Below are 17,491 nucleotides of genomic sequence, written 5' to 3'. Positions count from 1 at the left end.
TATCTGGCTATCTAGTTGATTTCCTAACTTGTTCTTTATATTTGAAATATGATTAAACAACAACAGTAAAAATACGCACATATGTTCTTTGAGTAAAACACAAATACTCTTGAATTTTAGGCAAGTTACTATTGATTTCACTTACGTAATTACACTGAGATAATATTAGATTGTTTCGGAAGTCTATACATAGCCATATTTATCGTTTTCCGAGATTTACCTAACACCTAACACCTAACACCTAACACCTAACACCTAACACCTAACACCTAACACCTAACACCTAACACCTAACACCTAATCCCTAACACCTAACACATTGTGGAATCAGTTTCATCACTTCATCATAAACTGCCTCCCAATCACAATCATAGGAATAGCTCACAGCTTTTGGATTACTACCTTCAATTTCCACAACAGAATCTTTGGGAACAAATGAGGGGACAATGCCATTTTCTCTCTCAAAACAGTAGAAACGCCTTTCAATAGGTCGATCAAGTCCTGAATAATTAGTATGGACAACACCTGGCTTGTTGGCGACAAAGGTTGTTTTTGTTAGCCCAGCTCCCCAATGGGCAATATATAAATCAATAGCATGAGCCCAAGCAACAGTTTCATAAATTGTGCAGCCGATAGTATTATAAACGGTTGGTTTTTGACCAGGAATCAGATTGACAATTTCTTCTACGACAGCTCTTTCTTTGGCGATCGCAGCTTGCTTTCGTAGCAGATTTTCCTCACCTTTATCTATATCCTTAGCGAGCAAAGAAAATCCATCAAACACTATTCCTAAATTGGGAAATTCGGGTAAAAGTTTACTAATAATTTGCGGTATTCCACTCACTTGAGAGACCCAAAATCTTTTGTTGAGTCGCAGATCAATCCACATTAGAGGCCAATGTTGTTTGGCCTCTTCTATTTGCGACAAGGTAGCAGATGGACATTTTTGCCGTGAAAGTTGGTGAACTCTACTAGATAATTCTTCTTTGATAAACAAGCCCCTAGGGCGCATCACAAAATAATTATTTTTCAAGGCAATATTGCATAATTGATCGCCATTATACCCAGGGCTGCGAATAACCTTTTGCTCCGGAATTTCGGGGAAGATCTCTTCTATTCTTCCAAAAATATCATAGGGAGGCAGTAGAAATTTATCAATTTTATCTAGACTGTCATTCTCATATAATTCATGAATGCCCGCAAGCTCATTCCACATATGATGCCCTAGGTTCGTATCAATGCCCACTAGAGCTGCTACCTCTTTTCTGTCCTCAGAAACTATATAAGACATGACATCTTGCCAATTGGCCACAAAAAATGCTTTGAGGCGGTTGATCATCAGAGCTGGCTCCATATACATATTGCCGCGCATTTTTATGACTAGCTCAAGATCGGGAAAGTAAATTAAAGCTTTCTCAAACAAAAAATTTGAAGCGACCAAATAGAATATTCTGTCACTGACAAATCGATAAGCGCAGATCACCCTGTCCACTAAAAATGATTGGTTAGTTCTGATAACTTTGCCAGTAAAAGGGCAAGTTATATATATATAACCTGTCACCATTGGCTTATGAAAGGCCGTTAGTTTACTAAATTTATGGAGCTCATCATTGGGCGGTAATTGTGATTGTTGATGCTCAAGCGGCAAATTTTGATTGAAATGCTGGAGATAGCTTTCCTGCTTATCTAGACTATCTTTGTTGAGCGACTTTAGGTGCTCTGGGGATATTTTGTTTTCTTTAAGAAATAATCTATCTTCGCGATCTAGTTCCCATACACCTTTTACTCTGTAATTGCTGGTCTGATTAAAATATTCTCTAGCTCCGCCCCAACTGTTATTGGTGGGGTAGCAATATCTTGTGGCATCGAGTTCATCAATATTGCTTTGATTGAGAGTTTGCCAGATATGGTTATAGCGTTCTTGATGTTGTCTTAAAGTATTGGCGATGCCATTACGACGCTCCAGGGATTTTTCGGGATCGAGCTCTTGAGCTTTTTGATAACTAGCAATTGTCCCATCGATGTCTCCTAGGCGAGCTTGCGCTTTTGCGAGGAGGCAATAGTTAAAGGGATTTTCTGGCTGCAACTTGATAGCTTCAGCGTAGGCAACTATTGATTTCTCTAATTGATTTTCTTGAACAAGAACATTACCTAGATTCCGATAGACACTAAAATGCTGATCGGGGGCGATCTCGATCGCCTTTTGATAAGCTGCGATCGCCTCAAGATTTTGACCTTGCCGCTGGCAAACTTTAGCCAACTTGATGTAGCATTTTGCATCTTGCGGGCTGATTTCAAGAACTTTTTGATAACAGCTAGCCGCCTCTGCCAACTCCTGGTTGCGATCATAAACCTGAGCCAACTGCTGCCAAGCCAACAGATTATTTTCCTCAATATTGACAACTGCTCTGTAATGGCGAATTGCCTCCTCCAAGTTCCCTTCTTCTTGGGGCTGACTCGCAAGATCGAGGGGTCCTTGGGGATTGTCTAGTTCGCTTTTTTCCTCTTGAAATTGCATGTTTTAGGGGTTGATCTTTAAGGTTTGAAGAAACGTGAGTTCGATGAGTACAAAATTTACTAGTTTTGAATAGGGATTTGGGGATTTGGGGATTTGGGGATCTAGGGAAAAGCATATTACTTCGTGGTTCAACTTGGGAAATCTAATCAAAAGGAAAATTCGTCGAACTCACGTTGAAGAAAATTTGTTTAGTCAGAGAAAATTCTCTTGGTGAATGAATATAAATCCTTGAAAAAAGATTTTTGCTCAGTTTTGCGGTTAATCTTGGCATAAAGCTTAACAACCTGGTCATAAATTACTTGCCAATCACAATCGTAAGAATAACTAATGTATTTTTGACTGCTATCTTCAGTGTCAACAACCGACTGTTGGGGCACAAATGTCGGGACGATGCCATTTTCTCGCTCATAACAGTAAAAACGTCTTTCAGGGGGCAGATTAAGTCCGACCTGATTGGTATGGACAACCCCAGGTTTGTTGGCCAGGAAAGTTGTTTTGGTTAACCCGGCCCCCCAATGGGCAATATATAAATCAATAGCATGAGCCCAAACAACACTTTCATAGATAGAGCAGCCCACATTATTGTAAATTTTGACATTACAGTCAGTAACTAAACTGGCGATTTGTTCAACTACTGCTCTTTCTTGGTCTATTACAGCTTGCTTTTGTTTTACATCTTCATTTCCGTAATCTAAATCCTTAGCTAAACGGGAAAACCCATCAAAAACTACGCCCAAATTAGGAAAATCTTCAGCCAGTTTCTGGATAATTTTTGCTGTCCCCTCTAGTTGGGAATTCCAAAATCTTTTGTTTAATCGCAGATCAATCCAGATTAATGGCGAATGCTGTTGGGCCACTTCTATTTGAGATAAGGTAGAGGGAGAGCAGTTTTGCCGCGAAAGTTGGTAAATTCTGTCGGCCAAATCCTCTTTAATAAATAGACCCCTAGGGCGAACAACAAAATAATTGTTTTCTAGGGCAATATTGCCCAACTGATCTCCACTAATATCTGCACTACGAATAATCTTGGGGGCAGGTATTTCTGGAAAAATATCTTCTATTCTGCCGAAGACATCGTAGGGAGGTAAGAGAAACTTATCAGCCCGCCCAAGAAGTTTTTTCGTCTGTAAATCGTGAATTGCCGTGAGCTCATTCCATATATGATGACCTAAATTTCGATCTATCCCCGCCAAAACGGCAACCTCTTTTCGAGCATCAGAAGCCAAATAAGACATCGTTTGTTGCCAATTGGTTACAAAAAAAGCTTTCAGGCGATCGATTATTTGAGTTGTCTCCATGAAAGTATTTCTGTATAGTCTAATAATCAACTCGCGATCGGGAAAATAGATTAGAGCTTTCTCAAAGAAAGAATTGGTCGCTATGACATAAAACACCTGGTCACCGTCAAATCGATAGGCACAGATTGCTTTGTTGATCAAAAAAGACTGGTTTGTCCGCAAAAGTTTGCCGCTAAAAGGACAGGTGATATACATGTATCCTGTTAGCATGGCCTCTTGAAAAGCTGTTAGGTTGCGTAACTCCTGAAATCTTTTAGTAGATGGTAATTTTCCTTTTGGGGAATTTAGTTGAAAATTCTGTTGGAAATGCTGGAGATAGGTTTCTTGTTGCGCCACACTATCATCTTTGCCAATCAAATTTAAGCTCTCTACAGAAAGATTATTCTTCTCAAGGATTAACCGCTCTTCTTCTGTTAAATTCGTGAGATTTATGATCTTATAGTTACTTGTCTGGGCAAAGTAATTTTTGACATCTGCCCAACTGTTCACAGTGGGATAGCAGTATTTTATCTGAGCAAATCCATCAATATTCTTTTGATTTAAAGTTTGCCAGATATGTTGATACCGTTCCCGATGCTGCCTCAAAGCATTTGCAATGTTGTTGAGAAACGAAAGAGACTTTTCCGAGTCTAGCTCCACTGCTTTTTGATAGCTAGAAACTGTACCTTCGATATCTCCTTGACGAGCTTGAGATTTTGCCAAAAGGCAATAATTAACTGGATTTTCTGGTTGTAATTCTACTGCTTTGGCATAAGCGGCTATCGACTCATCTAAGCGACCTTCTTTAACCAGGAGATTGCCTAAATTCTTGTAGACATTCAAAGACTGCTCAGGATCAATCGCGATCGCTTTTTGATAGATCGAGATGGCCTCAGTATTTTTCTCTTGCTGCTGCAAAACTTTAGCCAGCCTGATGTAATATCTTGTCTCGTCAGGGTCGAGCTCAATCACTTTTTGATAACAACTATCTGCATTTTCAAATTCTTTGTTTAGCTCATAAATATGTGCTAGCTGTTGCCAAGCTGATAAATTATTGTCCTCAAGATCTACCACAGCTTGATAGTGATAGAGTGCTTCATCTATTTTCCCTTCTTTTTTCAGGTCATTCGCCAGGTCAAGGTGACTTTGGGGATTGTCCACTTCGATTGTTTTGTCTTGTAATTGCATATTTTTAAGGGTTAATCTGGGGCCAATAGAACATTCTCTTAATTAGGGAATACATACATAGTCCTTCTTATTTTTAACTTGAAGCTGATGCCTCAAGACTCAGGTGTAAGAGTCTGGCATAATTAATTTGATCGTCTACAGAACGAATCCAAGGCTTTATCTGTGCAAATTTTTCATATTGACTTCTGCACCCTTCTAAATGCTTAATACCTTGATTGATATCGGTCTTATAAGCAATTAATAATCCTTTGGCTAATTCCATTTTGTACTGTCCGAATTCATCCAAGTCAGAAGGGTAAGACTGAGCGAATAATGCCAAAGATTCTTCTAAAGTAAAATCGTCATAAAATTTCTTACTTACCAACTCTTTGGGAATTTTTTTTGTGTTCAAATAAATTGTCGAAGCAGAGCGAGTAAACAGATATTCAAAATACTCTTTAAGATAACCCATGCTAATTTGAATCCAAGGCAAATTAGGAGTGATAAAATCCTGTTGAATCACAACGCTTCTGCCAGGAATTAAGCTGGGGAAAATCTTTGAAACCACTGAATCGTTGACAGTTGCTGTTTTTAAGACATCGAGAAAGGCTATTTCGTATAATGCTTCCGGAATTTTTTGTAACCAGTGGCAAATATCTCCTTCATATAACCTAGTCAGAGACTGCACCTCCTTAATATTGCTTCTTAATATTGGTAAAAAGCTATCTCCTTCCCTCATTTTCAATATGTCGGGGTATATCTGATTAATTTTGTTGGCAATTCCCGCAGTACAAATACCAAGCTCAAAACTTTGAATTGGCTTCTGGAGCATGTTCTTGAGCCCAATATGAGGATTCCTTTTCAATCCCCGACCAAAGCATAATGTCGAGACTCCAAGATATAGTCCAGCATCAAAAATTAGTCCTTGGCCTTTGTAGTATTCTAGAGCCAATTTGTATAAGAACTCTTTTTCCTTCATGGTTTGCATCGAGGGCATATTTCTTAACTTTCTCTCTAGCCGAACTTCTTTGTTGACTAAGGTTGTTAATTCTTCTCTATTTGCTTCAAGACGATTGATGGTCTCAAGACTTGGCATAACCAGATTATTCATAATTCAAATACTTTGAGTTTATATACACTGAATACTTACAAACAAAGGTTAATCTCACTTAATAAATAGTACCGGCAAATTTAAGAAAATATACCGAATCCTCGATTACCAATTAAATTTCATTTTTAGAGAATCCTCTAGCCATTGATTATGGGGCTGAAAAAATCTGCATAAACGTTGATATAAATCGTTGCTAATACCAGGATAAGAAGCGAGTTTATAGCGACGATAATCATCTATTTTTTGATTGGGCAGACCAAGGAACTCAAAGGTTTTTTTCATAACTTCATCAGGATTTTGATCTAAATCTTCGTTTTTCAGAAATAAAAATCGTTCTTGGGGAAAAATATCTAGCCATCTTTTGAGATGTGCCATATACAGGCTAGCGCCTAAATAAGATGTTCTTCCGATCTTTGAATATCTTTTGCGCTGATATCTATTCTTCGGCTGGGTGAGATTGTTATTAAAAATTTCGCGGGCCAATTCAAGAGCATCATGACCCTCACCAAATTCCGCAAGCTGCAAATTAAAGACTTCTTCTAGGGATCTTGTCTCTCCTTTACATCTTTTGATCATGTGGTAGTGGGACACTGCCCGGTCGATGGGATTTCTGAGGATGACAATCAATTTAAGATTAGGAAACTGTTCCAAAATCATTTTCTCAATGCCAGGGTAAATCACGTACATCACAGTAGCTTCTCCAGTAATAAATTGTCCATTATCTGGTGTGGAGGCAAAATGTGATCGATACCAATTAAGGTCTTCTGGTTGTTCACCAAAGATCTCTGGCAGACTATTAAAGTAATGAATTTCCTTTTCTAGAGCAGGTAAAATGCGATCGTGCTGAATCATGTAGTTATACATAGAAGTAGAACCACATTTATTAAATCCAATCAAGATAAAATCAGGGTTCTGATAGTTCCTAGGGCTACCATGCTGATTAATATATTGAGCATATAATGGCTTTTCGACTAGGCATTTTTGATGACTGGCGAGTTTGTAAAATTTGATTGCTTCAGGGATTTTTCTCTGATTGGTGAGTATTTCTGCTAATCCAAAGTTAACCAAAAAATTTTGATGAGAAGTCTTACCAAGATTGTCTGCTCTTTCTTGAAAAGCTAATCTCGCTTTTTCTAAAGTCTCCCAGGGCAGGTCTGGATATGATAAATTAAAGCTGTTAAGTAATGTTTTGCCTCCTAGGGGAGTAAGTTGATTACCCTGTAAAAAATAATCGACTGCCTTGTTTACTTCATTTCTTTGTAACAGAATTCTTCCTAAATCAAAGTAAAATTGAGAAAATTCTGGTATAGCTTGAATCGCCGATTCATAAATATTTTGAGCAATATCTGGGCGACCTTTTTGGCTAAATATTTTGCCTATTTTAAAATATAATGTTCGATCTGCGCTGGATCTGAGCAATGTATTATAGTCTTCGATGTTGGCTAATAAAATATTATTGAAGTCTTTATAGAGAGCTGCTAAATTCTGTAGATATTTGAGATTGTCTTTATCATTTGATTCTTCTTGATATATAACAATCCGCTTAAAAAAATGTGATTTTTTTTGCTCTTTTTCTGCAACATATGCTGAGACGTCAATCTGAGATAATCTGCTGGCAAAATCTAAAATTATCCCTTGATATATTTTAATATTTTCTTCTAAAAAATTAGCTTGATACTCATACAGATACACTAATACTTGCCAAGCCTGCACATCCTGATTATTGCTTGTAGCGCTTTCATAATATACATCAATAATAGTCTCAAATTCTGTTTGGCATTGAAAATCTTTAATAATTTCGAAGATATTTTCTTTAGTTGATAATTGATCTTTACTAATATTTTTTTTGACTATCATAAAATTCTCTTGTGATTTACTATTCCCTATTTCTCATTCCCTCTCGAAGAGCTATATCAAAGATTCCCAAAGGTTCAACATATCTTTTAAGTTAACTTTATGCTCTATATAGTTCTCGAAAAATGACGATTTCATTGATTTATAAATTGCCGCAAATATTTGTGAGTTTTTGCATTTAGACTTAACTTCAGGTAAAAGCTGCTGAATAAATTTTTTAGAGATTTTTACTAATCCCAATTTTACGAGTTGAGTTGTATTTTCATATTTTACGGAGATTCCTTTCTGATACAGAGAAAGATTAGGATTTTGACTGATTTTTTCTACATAACAATCAGCATCTTTATCTGTTCGTTGACCTTTTCTGACTTGTTGCAGAGAATGCTGAGCACAGTCACTAAAGAATTTGAAGTGTAAAATAGCTCCTGTAATATCAGCTAGGCGAATTGGTGACATGCGATGAGTTACCACCATATATTTGAGATCTTTTTGCCATTTAACTAGGGGAATTTTCCTTAAAGTTGGACTCTTAGGTTTGGTGCCATTTTTCCAAAAAACTCGCCAACGAACACCACCTTGGATAGAGATAGGGGGAAAATTTAATTGGTCTTTTCCCATATTTGGCCGTGCAAAATAGGTATTAGAATCAAAGTAATCACAGGTTTTGAGAAAAGGTTCTTCTGCGGTGTAGTGAGCCTCTTTAATTGGCAATTTGCTATACATATCAAGGATGAAAGTATAAATGCCTTGGTAATTATGAGAGTCCAAATATTTACATAGTGACTGCAAGTTTAAATATTCTGACCAAGGATAGACAAACATTTCATCAATATCTAAGGTCAAACACCAATTGCCTACTCCATATTTGTGACGCAATTCTTCTAGCCAGAGTAGACCCGATCTAGCGGTCTTGAAACTATCCCTGGTGAAAAAATATATGACGTCAGTTTGAGACATTAAAAATTCTCTGGTTTCATCTTCAGAGCCATTATCTACAATAAAAAATCGATTAACTCCCAATTCTCGATGGTATTTTAAAAAGTAAGGAATATGGGTCATGTTATTGCAAACATTGGCAAATAATAAAATCTCTTTTGGCCCGATATTGAGGTGATTATCATTTAAGGGCTCTAAGGTAAAAATTTCTCTGGTATTCAATCTTATGGCAGATTGAATAATTTTGGTTGGTAGTTCTAAGAAATCCAGGATAGATTCTGTTTTGTCTGGATGATTTAAGTCTGTGGTGGGGAAGATTTTAAAATTGTCATATTTTTCAGCAAATTCTTGAGTCGCTTGGTAATAATCATCCCAATAGATTCCCATTGCTGTCTCTTGAGCTAAAACATCATATTGGGGATAGAGTTCTGCCAGGTGATCTGTATTGTCGAGATTTCCTCCTTTTAAAAATAAATTTGCCGAGGTTTTTGTCCATTTACTAAAGCTGTTAATTGTTTCTTGCCTGTCTCTTTTTAAACAAATAAAATAGATGTTAGAGTAATTTTGCTGAATAAAATCTATATAGGGTAAATAATAAGAGGCAACATCTCCCACAATAGGTTGCTCCAATTGTAATAAGCCATCTATTTTAGATTTAATTAATTTATTATCAACTTTCCAAGGCAGTGATGGTTCTTGTTGATGAGTAATCTGGGTGGATTCTTGGATATCTAGTAAATGGGCAAGAGAGCGAGTTCCACATCTTCCTGTTCCCAATCCAATTATTATTTTCTTCATAACAAGCAAGTTAATGAATATTTTTTTGGTTATGCTACCAACAATAATTTAAGACAAATTGTCTTTGGTCTATTTTTTAGTATTTACTAATAAATTCAGTATATTTACTTAAGTAAATTTATCATTTAGGGGGTTTGAGGAAAGAACTTTACTGATTTTTAAGGGTAAATATTTAAGTGTATTTCTTGTCGTTAACTTCGTAAATTTTAAAATATAAAGATCTAGTTAGAAAATTCAAAAATATTCGAATAATTACTTACACTGTAGCCAATAATAACCTATGAAAATATTGATTCACTTGTTATTGTAAAAGTTTCAAACTGGATTTTATCGATTAAAGAACTAGATAAAATCTGAAAAGATTAGGTCGTACAAACGCGATCGCAAATTTTTTTGTCGTCGGCGCGTGTTCTAGTAAAACTTACAAATGATTTAGCTTGGGGCTATTGATAGTTATGAAAATATTAATTACTGGTGGTTTAGGTTTTGTGGGAACTAATTTGATTTCCCATCTGACAAAAAAAGGAGGCTATCAAATTGTTGTTCTTGATGATGAATCATTGGGTAAGCGTAGTCATGTTGCAGAGCCAATTCAGTTTATCAAGGGAAGTATATGCGATCGCTCTTTGGTAGATCAAGCTTTGGTGGGAGTCGATGCCGTGGTCCATTTGGCGGCTCACACCAGAGTGGTCGAGTCGATGGAAAACCCAACTTATAATTTTGAGGTGAATGTTAACGGAACTTTTAATGTACTTTCTGCTATGCGAGCAGCGGGGATTAAAAGAATAGTTAATGCTTCAACTGGTGGAGCGATTTTGGGGGAAGTTCCGCCTCCGGTTCATGAGGAAATGGTAGCTCGTCCGACAGCACCCTATGGAGCATCTAAGTTGGCAGTTGAAGGTTATTGTTCAGCTTTTAATGCTGCCTATGGCATGGAAGCCGTTAGTCTGCGATTTTCTAATGTTTATGGTGCGAGATCTTTCCATAAAGGAAGTGTTGTGGCAGCTTTTTACAAACGTATTTTAGCCAATAAACCATTGGTGGTCTATGGCGATGGTTCCCAGATTAGGGACTTTGTTTTTGTCGAGGATTTGTGTCAGGGTATTGAACAAGCGATTTTACAGGATGGCATTACCGGGGTGTATCAGCTGGGAACAGGAATCCCAACATCGGTTAACACTCTGATTGACTCGATGAAGCAAGTAGTTCCAGAACAATATCCGATCCACGTTCAATATGAGGATTTTCGCCGAGGAGAGTTACGCGAAACTTTCTGTGATATTAGCAAGGCCCGTCGGGAATTGAATTTTAATCCGGCAACTCCTTTGATAGAAGGCTTGCAAGTGACTTGGGATTGGTTTGTCAATAGTCAGCAAACTAGTAGGGAAACCGTCTTGATTTAATAAAGTTTGCCCTTAAGGAACGGCTTTGACGAATTTATCCTGTGGGAAGCTTTATCAAACAAGAATAGCCCCCTATTTTTGAAGTTATCGCGATCGCTATCAACAATAATTATCAGTCATTAAAGCGATCGCGAAATATCGGATAAAGCATTTCCCAACTTTACTCATTACTCATTACTTATTACTTATTACTCATTATTCATTACTTCCGCACAGCGGCACTAGTTCTCAGGAAGAGGAGTCTTGCGCAATCTTTCACGGATCGCATCATTATCCGGCAAAGTCGTATTTTGTAATCTTTCTCTTAAAGAATCATCATCTGGTAAAGGATTATTTCGCAGTCTTTCTCTCAAGGAATCATCGGGTGATAAATCCTCAGGCTGCAAGTCTTCTTCTTCTGGAGAAGTCTCTGAGTCAAGAGTTTCTGCTTCCTGTGGCGCAACGGTTTCTGTCTCTGTTGATTCTGCCTCTGTTGGGGTCTCGATTTCAGGGACTGCCGATTCTGGTTCTACAGGAACAGTTTCAGGCGTTTCTGTTTCAGGCGTTGCAGTTGCGTCATTCTCTTTTCTTAAAGATGGCAGAGTTAGAGAAGGACAAATTTCCGCATTGTATTTATAGTCTACTGTTACCTGATAGGGCTTGGTATCCTGGGTCTCATTGCCAAAATCATATTTTTCCAGATCTTTGATTGCTTGTTGATTAAAAACTGGATAGGTCGCACTTTTGAGTAACTCCGCATCAACAATTTGATTACTAGAATCAACCACTACGCCATAAACACTAGCGCCTTCTAATCTTCTGATGCAAGCATCTTTGGGATAAACCCCTTCAAAGGTGATTTCTTCTGGTTTAATTTCTTCAATTCGACTAATCCAAGCTACATAGTTTTTCCTCGCATCGTCATCACTATTGCCTAGATTTTGTTTTTGTAAACTGTTACTAACCTCACTAAGATCTCCCTGCAATTTCTGTTGCCGCACGGCTGCGATTTCTTCAGGGGTTGGTTTTTCTGCTTCTGGTTCTTCTGGTTCTTCTACAGGAGTTTTTGTTGCGATCGCAGTTTCTGGCTCTTCTGGCAAGAGTTCGGGTTCCTCTGGCAAATCTTCTACGGCTGTCACAGGGGATTCAACCAGGGAATCTAAATCTTCTAGGGTTGGGGGAACGGGAAGATCGGATAATTCTCCAATAGGAGGTAAGGCGATATCACTACTATAGGCAGGAAAATCATCAAAATTTGGCAACAAGGGTACAGGAATTGCTGGTAGATCGGTTAGATCTCCGATCTCAGGATTGAGGTAGGTAGGTAGTGCTAAAGGGGGAACTGTCCCATCAAGAGGAGTGTTATTAAATTCGGGAATGGCAAAATTAGACTCTAAATCGGGCAGACGAGCTTGCTCAAAAGGATTTAATTCAATAGTTTCAACGGTTTGTCGTCCGGAAACATTCTGGGTTTGCACAAATAAAGCAGGAAAGCCATATTTATATAACAACAAGTGCAGCCCAAGGGAAACTAATAAAGCAATGTGAGTTGAGCTAATAATTGGCTTTTTAGCAGATTCTTGATGATTTATTTTAAGATTGAGTTCCGAGGACATATCTATTTAAAATCGCTTTGTGATTAGCGGTTTCCCCCGCGCAGTGAGTGCCTTGAACCGCAGCAAGAGTGGAGTAACAGAACCAGGATTATAGCTCAAAGCTAATTAAATAATAGTGAATGCTTTTATTTGTAATGGTGATATCTTCTCGAAACTTCTACCAAAGTTGTGAAAGAAGAAATGCTGGAGTGGTGTGCACTATATCTTGCACTAGATCCAGTTTCGAATATAAATATTCTAATAATTTAATGTTTAAGATTAAAAGTTTTTTATCGAGTTGATGAAGAGTATTTTTTGCGAATAACTAAGCAATTACGATAGTTAGGGACAGTGAGATATTGTAATTCATCTGTGAGTTTTTTGATGAATTGTAAACCCCTACCGCCTTCTTTATCTAGAGACGTGATATTTTTTTCGTTAGCTTGCAATTGGGCTTTGAGGTCAAAGGCTTTACCCTGATCCCAAACACGCATTTCCAAAAAGCTCTCACATAATTTTACTTCCAAATCAATGGGGGTTGATTGAGGTAAATTGTGATGGGCATGGCGAACTGCATTCGTAAAAGCCTCGGTTAAGGCAACTTCACATTGCCAACCTGTGGTTTGTGTCAAATAGGGACTAACTAAACCCTCAAACCATTGCAGTACCTCTTGTAAGGCTTCTAACTTGGTCGCAACTTGTAGGTGAAATCGTTTGATTTCCTTTTTAGTAGTCATGGAAAATGAAGAATGGCGGTTAACAAGACCTTCTTGATTCGCGGGGATGAACATGGGGTCGGAAAATGTTGTTGGTCGTGCATTACTCACTTGAACTTTATTTCCGTCACAGTTATGGCGCCCCTTAGATAGATAATAGGTTTTTTCTCTGTCAGAGTCTAAAATCATACATAATTATTTATTCTATATAAATGAAACATATAAAACACATGTATTGTATGAGACAAAATAATCCATGGTTTTTTGCTATTACCAGTTTAACTTTGCTTTATGCAATTTTATACAATTAAAAAGTTTTGTTTCAGAATAAACGATTAAGGGCGCATATTTTGCACCCTTTAAAAAGTTAATCAATTGTCTAATTACCTGATAGGCATTCTGCCGTAGAGATAAGTAAGATGTTTGAGATGCGATCGCGGATCTGAGGATAACATTTCCGGTTGATAGCGCCAGTCCCAATTCCCTTCGGCGTATGAAGGCGTATTCATTTTGGCTTCTGTCCCTAAACCGAGAATATCTTGCAGGGGAAAAATCGCGGCATTGGCCACAGATCCCATTGCCAAGCGAATTAAAGCCCAGTTAACTCCTTCTGGGCAAGCTCCGCCCAAATAATCGATTACATTGGCTTGTGCTTCTTCAGAGCGATCGTAAAACCAGCCGATGGTGGTGTTGTTGTCATGGGTTCCTGTGTAGACAATGCAGTTCCGATTCACATAGTTAAAGGGTAAAAAGGGATTTGCGCGATCGCTATCAAAGGCAAAATGGAGAATTTTCATGCCTGGGAATTCAAATTGGTCTCTTAGGGCTTCGACTTCTGGAGTAATCACTCCCAAATCTTCGGCCACAATGGGCAACTCACCTAATTGTTGTTTTAAAAGCTTAAAGAACTCGGCACCAGGAGCTTTCATCCATTCTCCATTCATCGCGGTGGTTTCGCCTTGTTCCACGGCCCAGAAAGCTTCAAACCCTCGAAAATGATCAATCCGAATAATATCGACATATTCCAAGATGCCTTCAACTCTTTTGATCCACCATTTAAAATCAGTCTTGAGTAATTCTTTCCAGTTATAAACAGGATTACCCCAAAGCTGACCGGTGGCGCTAAAGTAATCTGGTGGGACACCTGCCATGAGAGCAGGTTCTTGGGTTTCCTCGTCTAGACAGAAAATATCAGGATTAGACCAAACATCAGCACTATCATGGGCGACGTAAATCGGGATATCACCAAATATTCTGACTCCATGTTCGTTGGCATAGGATTTGAGTTTTTTCCACTGACTAAAAAACTGATATTGCATAAATTTGTGGAAAAAGATTGCTTCACTCAAGCGATTTGTCCATTCTGCGATCGCCTTGGGCTGACGAGAGGAAATATCGCTATCCCATTGATGCCATCCTTTGCCGTCATGCGCTTCTTTGATGGCCATAAACAGGGCATAGTCGTCGAGCCAATCCTGATGGCGATCGCAGAATTCTTCCCAATCTGCTAGTTGTTTTTTGGTAGCTACTGCTTTAAAGTTTTCGCTAGCTTTTTTTAGTAGGGGGATTTTGGTGGCAATCACGAGGTCGTAATCGACCTTAGCTGAGGGATAGCCAGGCAAACTAGCCAGATCCGATTCGGTTAGAAAATTGTCTTCGTGGAGTTTTTGGGGACTAATTAGGAGGGGATTACCTGCTAGGGCAGAATAGGACAGATAGGGAGAATTGCCAAAGCCAGTGGGCCCAATGGGTAGGATTTGCCATATTTGCTGATCGCATTCAGCTAAGAAATCGACAAACTGATAAGCATCATCTCCGAGATCTCCAATCCCAAAAGGACTAGGCAAAGAAGTGGGATGGAGTAAAATACCGCTAACTCTTGAGTTGAACATTAAATCTTTTTTTCCGTAATCCTAAATAACAACTAGTAGAGCAAGTCAAAAGTCAAAAGCTCCTGACGGGGAAGGCAGAAGGCAGAAGGCAGATGGCAGATGGCAGAGACCCTTCGGGTAGAGCTGCGCAGGGGCAAATGGGTTAAATCCCCGAAAAAGAAGACCAGAAACTATTTATAGCAATGCTTTTAGCTTATTCTATTAATTTTTTAGTTTCTGAAGAATCAAAAGTTTTTAATATCAATCTTTTGAACTGTTTGGCATAGTGGTTTTATTTATGCTTACGTCTACTAGTTTCCCGGTTCCGCATCATTATATTACTTAATACGATTTTGGGGAGAGGAATGGGTAATGGGTAATGAGTAATGGGGGAACTTTCTTAAACTAAAACTTACTACCTAAAACCTAAAACCTAAAACCTAAAACCGAACACCTCTCTTTACTGACTCATAAACTGCCAGATCTTGTACATTACTTGTACATTAAGAGATAGGGTTAGTTTCAATACTTCTCGCTTAGGGAAATAGGGATGTAGGGAATTAGGGAAATCTGGCTATTATTATTCCCCAAACCCCTAAAACCCCAAATCCCAAATCGTTAGGTTTTTAAAGTCAATCTTTAAACGAGAAGCATTGGAGTTAGTTTTCCCGTCGGAATTAAATTATTCTTTCTTCTGGATGTCAAAATCTATGGCTGTAATTACCATCCGCGAAACAGGTCAGACTGAGACAGGGTTTAACGCGGTTTTAGTTATTGACGGAAGTAATTATCAGATTACAGTTAGTGACCCTTTTGCGCCCAGCGAAGAACAAGAATTGGAATGGTATTTTGAGCAATGGTTGCGTCGCCCAATTCTAGAGTAAGTAAAAGCGAAGAGAGCTAAGGATAGTGTCAAAAAATATGGCGAGGATTTATTTAAGCAGGTTTTTCAAGCAGATTTTAAGGCTTATGCTAAATACAATGAGCTACGAGGTAATTTAGCTCAGGTACAGATAGAAATTGAAAGTATCACCCCAGAGTTTCATGGGATTCATTGGGAAGCGCTGCAAGATCCTGATTTACCCCGACCTTTGGCGGTTGATGCGGTTTTGATCAGGAAAAATGTTCAGCCTGCGGTGGTTGAAGCAAAGGTTAAGGAGTCTCCGACGGTAAACCTGTTGGTTGTGACTGCCAGACCAAATGCTGATGAGGATGTCAGGGCTATTTCATTCTAGAAAGAGGGATAATGTGATAGTCCCCTAATAAGCAGGATGCCACAACAAAGTATCATAAATGCCTTTGTAGAGCTACCAGATCCACGTCGCCGTGCGGGTCGCCGTCATGACAAAACATTATGTTTAGCACTGTTTACTCTTGCAGTTGCGGCGGGAAATCGAGGTTTTCTCGCCATTGGAGATTGGATTGAGTCTTATAATCGTGAATTATTAGAATTATTTAAACCTGCAAAAAATCGCTTACCGTCTTACAGCACGATTCGTCGTGTTCTCTTACAAACCGATGAGGATAGCTATACCCAAAGTCTTAATCGCTTCTTTAAGATTAGCCCGCAATCAGGGGAGACTGTGGCAGCAGATGGCAAAGTGCTCAAGCACTCGTTTATGAAAGAAACAGATAATCCTCATTGTCAGTCCCATCCAGCAATCATGATGGTCACAGGTTATCTGGTGGAACGAGAGCTGATCTTGCCTCCCTACAAAGTTGAGAGTAAAACCAATGAGATTAAAGCCTTGCCAGAAATGATTGAAAAGCTAGCACTCAAAGGAGTTGTCTTTGCCTTTGATGCTATCAATACTCAAAAAAAACAGCCGAGTTGATTATTGAGAGTGAAAATGATTATCTCGGAGCACTCAAGGGCAATCATCGTGGTTTACTTGCTGATGTCAAGACTAATTTTAAGCCCGAGCAAACTTTTGAGAGTTTAAATAAAGGCCATGGTCGCATTGAAAAACGCCGTGTCAGTATTTGTCGAGACCTTACCCAGATTAGAGAATGGCCTGGTCTTAAAACCTTGATTCAAGTTGAGTCAGAGCGTGCCGAAATCCTAGCTGACATGATTGTTGTTACTAGAGAAACTCGTTACTATTCGAATCCGAACAACTCCCCTAGTGGGACTGTTTGTTCAAGCACGAAATCTGGCACTCAATCTTTATCGACAATACGGATGGAAAAATATGGCTCAAGCTCAACGGCTTTGTTCAAGATCCTTAGCTCTGCTCATGGATGTTTTTATAATGAAATAGCCCTG

General features: G+C 38.6%; 11 protein-coding genes and 1 pseudogene. 4 read left to right on the top strand and 8 right to left on the bottom strand.

All coding sequences use genetic code 11. The annotated features are described in order from the left end of the window. Positions 1-304: 304 nt before the first annotated feature. The 5 genes from XEN7305_RS03710 to XEN7305_RS03690 all read right to left on the bottom strand — a co-directional run bounded on the left by XEN7305_RS03710 (position 305) and on the right by XEN7305_RS03690 (position 9,661). A complete protein-coding gene (locus tag XEN7305_RS03710) occupies positions 305-2,518 on the bottom strand; it encodes a tetratricopeptide repeat protein (RefSeq protein WP_006508001.1) in 2,214 nt (737 codons plus the stop codon). Positions 2,519-2,706: 188 nt separating this feature from the next. Beyond that, a complete protein-coding gene (locus tag XEN7305_RS03705) occupies positions 2,707-4,983 on the bottom strand; it encodes a lipopolysaccharide assembly protein LapB (RefSeq protein ID WP_006508000.1) in 2,277 nt (758 codons plus the stop codon). 73 nt (positions 4,984-5,056) lie between these two features. Then, on the bottom strand, positions 5,057-6,073 hold the full coding sequence (locus XEN7305_RS03700; protein WP_006507999.1) for a hypothetical protein: 1,017 nt from the start codon (positions 6,071-6,073) through the stop codon (positions 5,057-5,059). Positions 6,074-6,178: 105 nt separating this feature from the next. Further along, positions 6,179-7,930: a sulfotransferase domain-containing protein gene (locus XEN7305_RS03695; RefSeq protein ID WP_006507998.1), complete on the bottom strand. Its 1,752-nt coding sequence runs from the start codon at positions 7,928-7,930 to the stop codon at positions 6,179-6,181. A 51-nt stretch (positions 7,931-7,981) separates the two neighbouring features. Next, complete coding sequence (locus XEN7305_RS03690; RefSeq protein ID WP_006507997.1) at positions 7,982-9,661, bottom strand: glycosyltransferase family 2 protein; 1,680 nt, start codon at positions 9,659-9,661, stop codon at positions 7,982-7,984. 455 nt (positions 9,662-10,116) lie between these two features. Between XEN7305_RS03690 and XEN7305_RS03685 the strand changes: the two genes are divergently transcribed. Beyond that, positions 10,117-11,064 (top strand): NAD-dependent epimerase/dehydratase family protein, encoded by a 948-nt coding sequence (locus XEN7305_RS03685; RefSeq protein WP_006507996.1) that lies wholly within the window; start codon positions 10,117-10,119, stop codon positions 11,062-11,064. A gap of 221 nt (positions 11,065-11,285) precedes the next feature. Here the strand turns inward: XEN7305_RS03685 and XEN7305_RS03680 are convergent, their stop codons facing one another. The 3 genes from XEN7305_RS03680 to malQ all read right to left on the bottom strand — a co-directional run bounded on the left by XEN7305_RS03680 (position 11,286) and on the right by malQ (position 15,246). Further along, positions 11,286-12,659, bottom strand: a complete 1,374-nt coding sequence (locus tag XEN7305_RS03680; protein ID WP_006507995.1) for an energy transducer TonB — start codon at positions 12,657-12,659, stop codon at positions 11,286-11,288. Between the two features lie 269 nt (positions 12,660-12,928). Then, entirely contained in the window at positions 12,929-13,543 is a 615-nt protein-coding gene (locus tag XEN7305_RS03675) for an ATP-binding protein (RefSeq protein WP_006507994.1), read from the bottom strand. Between the two features lie 194 nt (positions 13,544-13,737). Beyond that, positions 13,738-15,246 carry a 4-alpha-glucanotransferase gene (gene malQ, locus XEN7305_RS03670; protein ID WP_006507993.1) on the bottom strand — a complete coding sequence of 503 codons (1,509 nt, stop codon included), beginning with the start codon at positions 15,244-15,246 and terminating at the stop codon, positions 13,738-13,740. 689 nt (positions 15,247-15,935) lie between these two features. On the opposite strand from malQ, the gene XEN7305_RS28870 reads away from it, so the two are divergent. From XEN7305_RS28870 to XEN7305_RS28865, 3 genes and pseudogenes are all read left to right on the top strand, one after another. Beyond that, positions 15,936-16,109, top strand: coding sequence for a hypothetical protein (locus XEN7305_RS28870; protein WP_158500376.1), 174 nt, complete (start codon positions 15,936-15,938; stop codon positions 16,107-16,109). A 387-nt stretch (positions 16,110-16,496) separates the two neighbouring features. Next, on the top strand, positions 16,497-17,060 hold the full coding sequence (locus tag XEN7305_RS03665; RefSeq protein ID WP_006507991.1) for an ISAs1 family transposase: 564 nt from the start codon (positions 16,497-16,499) through the stop codon (positions 17,058-17,060). Beyond that, positions 17,057-17,491: pseudogene (locus tag XEN7305_RS28865) on the top strand (hypothetical protein); the annotation flags it as partial. The gene XEN7305_RS03665 and the pseudogene XEN7305_RS28865, both read left to right, overlap by 4 nt.

It is taken from the genome of Xenococcus sp. PCC 7305 (genome assembly GCF_000332055.1).
Lineage (GTDB): Bacteria > Cyanobacteriota > Cyanobacteriia > Cyanobacteriales > Xenococcaceae > Xenococcus.
This window is presented reverse-complemented; position numbering and strand designations above follow the sequence as displayed.